At 52.7% G+C, this 6,798-nt stretch carries 6 protein-coding genes; all 6 read left to right on the top strand.

Going from position 1 to position 6,798, the window contains the following annotated elements:
• Positions 1–18 precede the first annotated feature (18 nt).
• Positions 19–1,356 carry an ABC transporter substrate-binding protein gene (locus tag JET16_RS28920; RefSeq protein ID WP_199624621.1) on the top strand — a complete coding sequence of 446 codons (1,338 nt, stop codon included), beginning with the start codon at positions 19–21 and terminating at the stop codon, positions 1,354–1,356.
• A 119-nt stretch (positions 1,357–1,475) separates the two neighbouring features.
• Positions 1,476–2,360 carry a carbohydrate ABC transporter permease gene (locus tag JET16_RS28925; protein ID WP_199624623.1) on the top strand — a complete coding sequence of 295 codons (885 nt, stop codon included), beginning with the start codon at positions 1,476–1,478 and terminating at the stop codon, positions 2,358–2,360.
• Positions 2,360–3,187: a carbohydrate ABC transporter permease gene (locus JET16_RS28930; RefSeq protein WP_199624624.1), complete on the top strand. Its 828-nt coding sequence runs from the start codon at positions 2,360–2,362 to the stop codon at positions 3,185–3,187. The genes JET16_RS28925 and JET16_RS28930 overlap by 1 nt, the downstream gene beginning before the upstream one ends.
• Positions 3,188–3,207: 20 nt before the next feature.
• Positions 3,208–4,668 (top strand): glycoside hydrolase family 32 protein, encoded by a 1,461-nt coding sequence (locus JET16_RS28935; protein WP_199624625.1) that lies wholly within the window; start codon positions 3,208–3,210, stop codon positions 4,666–4,668.
• Between the two features lie 159 nt (positions 4,669–4,827).
• Positions 4,828–5,868 carry a stage II sporulation protein P gene (gene spoIIP / locus JET16_RS28940; RefSeq protein WP_199624627.1) on the top strand — a complete coding sequence of 347 codons (1,041 nt, stop codon included), beginning with the start codon at positions 4,828–4,830 and terminating at the stop codon, positions 5,866–5,868.
• Between the two features lie 15 nt (positions 5,869–5,883).
• Positions 5,884–6,243 (top strand): hypothetical protein, encoded by a 360-nt coding sequence (locus tag JET16_RS28945; protein ID WP_199624628.1) that lies wholly within the window; start codon positions 5,884–5,886, stop codon positions 6,241–6,243.
• The last annotated feature ends 555 nt before the right edge of the window (positions 6,244–6,798 follow it).

Genomic DNA, 6,798 nt, shown 5'->3' on the forward strand with positions numbered 1-6,798 from the left:
GTTTGGGGGACGATCAATGTGAGAAGTGGTAAGGTCATTCAAACGCTCCTGCTTTCAGTTATTATCATTCTAGTCGCAGCTTGCAGTAATTCCGGAAGCGGTGAACAACCGGCCAGCGCCGGCAGCGAAGGCGTCAATCAGACGGCGAAAGGCGCGCAGGCGAAAATTACGCTGCTGAATTCGAAAGGCGAGATTCAGTCGCAGCTTGAGGAAGCCGCAAAATCGTTTAAGGAAGACAACCCTGATATTACGCTTGAAATTATTCCTGTTCCGGCCGGACAATCGCCGTTCGAGAAAGCATCCGCGCTTTACGCCTCCGGCAATCCCGCAACGATTACGATGCTGGATACGGGCGATGTCGAGAAATTCAAAGACCGCGTGCTTGATCTCACCAACGAGAAGTGGATGGCGGATCGCGTCGACCGCAGTACGGACCTGACGACTTTCGACGGAAAAAACCACGCGTTCCCGCTTGCGATCGAAGGCTATGGCTTCATCTATAACAAACAGGTCGTCGATGCGGCGGTCGGCGGATCGTTCGACCCGTCGACGATTAATACGACGCAGGCGTTGGAAGAGCTGTTCGCGAAAATCGAAGCGTCCGGCAAGAAAGCGATTGTGATCGGGCCGATGGACTGGTCGCTCGGCGCTCACTTCCTTCCGCTGGCATATGCAAGCCAATCGACCGATCCGGCAGCCGTCGCCCAATTCATTGAAGATTTGAAGGCGGGCAAGGTCGATTTGGCAAGCAACGCCGTATTCAACGGTCTTCTTGATACATTCGATGTTATGAAAAAGTACAATATGGACAAATCGAATCCGCTCTCCGGAACGTATGAGAGAACAGGAGAGCTGATCGGCAAAGGAGAAGTCGGCATCCTGTTCCAAGGAAACTGGGTGTGGCCGCAAATCGGAAGCTTCGACACCGCCGACGGGCAATACGGTTTCCTTCCGGTTCCGCACAGCAACAATCCCGACGACTTCGGCAACAAGCAAGTTTCGGCGGCCGTGTCGAAACGGTTGGTTATTGATAAAGAGCATGCGACTCCGGAAGAGCAAGCGGCAGCCAAGAAGTTTTTGGAGTGGCTCGTTTACAGCGAGAAAGGCCAAGATTTCCTTGTCAACAAGGCCAACATCATTACGGCTTTCAAGAATATTACATTGGAGCCGAGCGACCCGCTCGCCAAATCTCTTGCGGCGTTTATCGCCGCAGGCAATACGCAAGACTCCATGAGCACGCTGCCGGCGGATCATTGGGCCAAAGTCGGCGCATCGATGCAAAAATATATGGCCGATGCGGGCGATCGCTCGACTCTGTTTAAAGAAATAGAAGATTATTGGAAAAGCGTGAAGTAAGCAGGCGCAAAATTGTGCGGCTTCGCGCAGATTGATACAGGGGCAATGGAGAAGACCGGGCGTCTTACCCATTGCTCGCTTTTCTTCACAAGGCATCTTCAATTGGGAGAGGGGTATTTATGATTTTGGAGAAAGGGTTGTGGAAGCGTCTATGTACGCGGCTGCTGTTTACAGGGCCGGCATTATTCGCATTTGTGACCGTAATCATCGCTCCGTTTCTTTACGGCATTTATCTTACTTTTACCGATTGGGACGGCATTTCGGTCAACAGCACGTTCGTAGGCGCCGATAATTATTTGGGCGTATTCAAGGACGCGAAGTTCTGGGAATCGTTCTTCTTGACGATGAAATATGTCGGAGTGACTGTCGTTCTTATCAATGCGGCCGCGTTCCTGCTTGCCTATGTGCTGACAAGCGGGCTGAAAGGTCAAAGCTTCTTCCGCGCGGGCTTCTTTGTTCCGAACCTTGTCGGAGGGATCGTTCTAGGCTTCATCTGGCAGTTCCTGTTCTCGAACGTATTCGTGTATATCGGGCAGCAGGCCGGCATTCCGTTATTATCCGCTTCATGGCTGGCCGACCCCGTCAAAGGGTTCTGGGCGTTGGCGATTGTAACGGTTTGGCAGTACGCGGGCTATATGATGGTCATCTATGTCGCCGGCCTCATGAACGTGCCGAAGGATATATTGGAAGCCGCGAGCATCGACGGCGCCAACGGCTGGAGGAAAATGCGCACGATGGTGCTGCCGCTCATGGTGCCGTCCTTCATCGTTTGTATTTTCTTGTCGCTTCGTAACGGATTCATGGTGTACGATCTCAATCTGTCGTTGACCAAGGGAGGTCCGTTTAAATCGACGGAGATGGTTTCGATGCACGTCTATGAGACGGCGTTCCGGGCAAGGGATTACGGCCTCGGTCAAGCGGAAGCGTTCGTGCTGTTCTTGCTCGTCGCGACAGTCGCGGTTTTGCAAGTGTACTTCAGCAAGAAGGCGGAGGTGGAAGCGTAATGCAAAAGCAACGCGCAGTGTCCGGCGGTTTGAAGACGATCGGACTTTCCTTGCTGCTCTTGACCATCGTATTTCCGTTCTTTATGCTGTTCGTCAATTCGTTTAAACCGAGCCGGGACATTACGTCGAATCCTCTGGGACTGCCGGCTTCATTCAATCCGGATAATTACCGGTATGCATTCGAGAAGATGTCCTTCATGGCTGCGTTTACGAATTCGCTGATCGTTACGGCCGCAAGCGTGGCGCTGGTCGGTCTTCTCGCAGCGATGACGGCGCATTATTTCGTACGGCGTGCAGGCAAAATAAATCAAGTTTCGTTTTTGCTGATGGTTGCCTCGATGATCATACCTTTTCAGGCCATAATGATACCGCTTGTCAAAATATACGGCACGATCGGCATGCTGGACAGCAAGTGGGCGCTTATTTATATGTATGCCGGCTTTGGCGCGCCGCTTGCGGTTTTCATTTATCACGGGTTCGTCAAGAGCATTCCGCTGGAGCTCGAGGAGGCGGCGTTTATGGACGGATGCACGCGAACACAAACGTTTTTCCGGATTGTCTTTCCCGTTCTCACGCCTACCTCCGTTACAATCGGCATACTTAACGTACTTTGGATATGGAACGACTTCCTGCTGCCGTCGTTGGTGCTCGTTCAACCGGAGGAACGGACGCTCCCTCTTTCGACGTTTTATTTCTTCGGGACGTACGCCGTCGATTACGGACCTTTGATGGCGAGCTTGATTCTTACGGTGCTGCCGATTCTCGTCGTCTATTTATTCGCGCAAAAATACATCATCCAAGGCATTATGCAGGGGTCCATTAAATAAAACGTACAGGTGATCGACTGATGAATTATACGACAACGGCGGCGGATCGATTTATTTCCGAAAACAAACATTTGCTTCGTCCCGATTACAGGTTGAATTATCATCTGATGAGCGAATTCGGGTGGATGAACGATCCGAACGGTTTCATCTTCTATGACGGACAGTTTCATTTGTTTTACCAGCACTATCCGTACAAGCCGTATTGGGGGCCGATGCATTGGGGACACGCGGTCAGCGCGGACTTGATCAAGTGGCGCTATATGCCGGTCGCCATCGCGCCGGACCAGCCGTTTGACAGGGACGGATGCTTTTCGGGAAGCGCCGTTGAACGGGGCGGTGAGTTGGTCCTGATGTACACCGGCCACATTGTGACCGGACCGGACAAAGACAAAGACTACTATCAGGTTCAAAATATTGCGGTGTCGCGCGACGGCGCAACGTTCGTGAAGTGGAATACGAATCCGGTCATCGATCGCGCGCAAATTCCGGACGGCGTTAGCCGCAAAGATTTTCGGGACCCGAAGGTGTTCGAGCGGGACGGGCGCTATTACGCCGTGCTGGGCTCGAACGACGGACGGGGCAACGGACTGATCCTAATGTATCGCTCGGATGATTTGGCGCAATGGACGTTTGCGGGCGAGATCGCCCGCAGCGACGGCACTCTGGGCGATAACTGGGAGTGTCCGGACCTGTTCCGGCTCGGAGGGCGCGACGTGCTCATTATGTCGCCGCAGCGGATGCCTGCCCAAGGCGACCATTACCGGAATTTGCACTCTACGACTTACATGATCGGCGAACTGGATACGGACAATGGCGTATTCTTATACGACGGGTATGAACCGGTCGATTGCGGTTTCGATTTTTATGCGCCGCAGACGGCCGTTGACGATAAAGGAAGGCGGATCGTGATCGGTTGGATGGAGACGTGGGAAACGGAAATTCCGACGCAGAACGGTCACCATTGGGCAGGGGCGATGACGCTGCCTCGGGAAGTGACGCTTGTCGACGGCAAACTGCGATTCTGTCCCGCAGCGGAGCTTGCCGCGTACCGCGGACCGCTGGAAGAAATTCACGAGCTGCGCCTTGAAGGCGAGACGGATTTGGGTTTGCGCGGCGACAGCTATGAATTGGATGTTGTGTTCCGCGCGGAGACGGCGGTTGAATTCGGCTTAAAGCTCCGGGTGGACGGGGCGGAAGAGACAGTTCTCGCCTATCGCCCAAACGAGAGGCTGTTCCGATTTAACCGGGACCGCTCCGGTATCGGGTTAGGCGGAGAGAGACGGACTGCGATCGAGTTAGAGGACGGACGGCTTGCGCTGCGGGTGTTCGTCGACAAATCTTCCGTCGAGGTGTTTTTGCAAGACGGCCGCAAGGTAATGACCGGGCGCATCTATCCCGGGGAGAACTCCAGTGGCATCCGCGCCTTCGCATCGGGCGGCAGCTGTCGCATCGAGGTTTTTCGTAAATGGGATATCAATTGAGCGTGCTTTCAGTCCAACCGGTATTTTACGGTTGGATTATTTTTTATGCATTTTGCCGCATTCAGTTTTTCGGTTCTATTCTTCCAATCCGCTCATAGAGTAGTAACAAAGTAGATTCAGAGACTGCTCCATGCACGGAAGCGGTAAGGAGGAACATTCATGAAGCAAAATAAACGGTTGCATTGGACGTTCACGGTCGTCGTTTTGTTAATGGTTATCGGTTTGGCGGGATATTTGCGTTCGCATGCGTTTCAATCGCCGTTGGATACGATCAAGAAACTGGCGTCAGCCGCTTCCGACACTTTCGTTTCGGGTTTGGTAGATTCGCAGATAGCCGGAGCAGACGCTCGTGTCCAGACGGTACTGCATAGGAAGAATTCGCCGGATAAGCCGGCGGAAACTCCGCAAACCGCGGAGAACGAGGAGAAAGCCGCTGTCCGGAATGGCGGTTCGCAAGCCCCGCAACCGGAAACCGCAGCCAAGCCGCAAGACAACGTATCGGCCAATGCTTCTACTACGGACCGGAAAATCGTCTTCATCTATCACTCGCATAACCGGGAATCGTGGCTTCCGGAGCTGAAAGGAACGAGCAAGGACAAGCCCTCCGAGGCGTTCGACGACACCACCAATGTAACTCTGCTTGGCGGGCGCCTGCAGAAAAAATTGGAGGAACTCGGTGTCGGGGCTGTTCATTCCGGCAAAGATTATCCGAGTCAGATCCCTGCCTTTAACTACAACTATTCTTATAAATATTCGCAAAAGACGGTGCGTGAAGCATTGGCCGTATATTCGGATCTTATGTTCCTGTTCGACATACACCGTGACGCAATAGGGCGGGAACATACGACCGTACGAATTAATAACAAAAACTATGCGCAAATGTACTTCATTATCGGCAAGGGCAACCCGAATTGGAAGGAAAACGAAGCGTTCGCCCGGCAAATCGATGAGAAAATGAATAAAGCGCTGCCTGGTATTTCCAAAGGGATTATGAACAAGGGAGCGAAGCACGGCCACGGCGAGTATAACCAATCGCTCTCAACGTCAAGCGTGTTGATTGAAGTAGGAGGCTATGAAAATACGCTGGAAGAATCGAACCGTACGATCGACACGCTGGCGAAAGTCATTGCCGAAATCGCGAAATCCGCGAAGAGAGCCGACGCCCCCGCTCAAGTTGCGAGCGCGGCGGATCCGTCGTAAAGGAGTGGACCGCGTATGAAATCGTATATGATGAAGACAGTGGTTGTCGGCGTTTTGATTGGGGCGGGCGTGTTTTTCGGCATCGATCTGGCGACCTCAGGAATTCAAAGGGTGCATGGGACTTACGAGAACGGGAGACACGTTCCTGTTCCGGCTGTCAAGCAGTTGACTGCGCAACAACAAGCGGCGGCGGCGGTCACGGAGACGAAACCGGGGCCGGACCCTAAAGCTATGAAGGCTGACGCAACGGTCACTTCCGCAGAAGAAGTGACGTTCATCAACCGGCTCGTCATCAAATTAGGAGAAGCGCTGCAGTGGGCGGCGAAGCAGGCCATTCGGGCAGTCGTCAGCGTCTTTGAAAGCATGATCCATTAGGCTGTCGCAACTCGGTTTTCGTCAATGTGGCCAAGCATGTGGCTAATGCGCCAAGTTAGAGCTCCTCCTCGGGGCTCTTTAATTTTGGACATAAATAATCGGTCACACGTAGGGGATAAGAGGCGTAGAACACGGTGCATGAATATAAAAACACACACTATCGAAGAGGATCGCTTGGTCGATCCCACCGTGACATCCGTTTTGAACTCCCTTATGAGCATTATACCCTTGGTTCAGATAAACCGATTGAGCGATTTGGCTACGACCTCTATTTCGACTCTCCCTTTGCAGGTCCTTTCCTCATGCTCCAGAGCAATATGGCCGCCGGCTCCCACCCAACCAACACTCTTGCGTGCATTATCCCTTTCGTTCAGTAAAATGGCAAAGGACTTTCGTTCAGAAAATGGCAAGCGTTTGCGATAAAACCAGGATCTAGGTTCTCTGAGCCTGAGAGGACATACAGATCGCACATAGAGCGTCCATGACCGAATCCTTGCGAAAGGACTGATTGAGCCGAAAGCAAAACTCGTCCCAATACGCTTGCAAATAAGTGAC

This window comes from Paenibacillus alkalitolerans (assembly GCF_016482785.1).
GTDB lineage: Bacteria > Bacillota > Bacilli > Paenibacillales > YIM-B00363 > Paenibacillus_AE > Paenibacillus_AE alkalitolerans.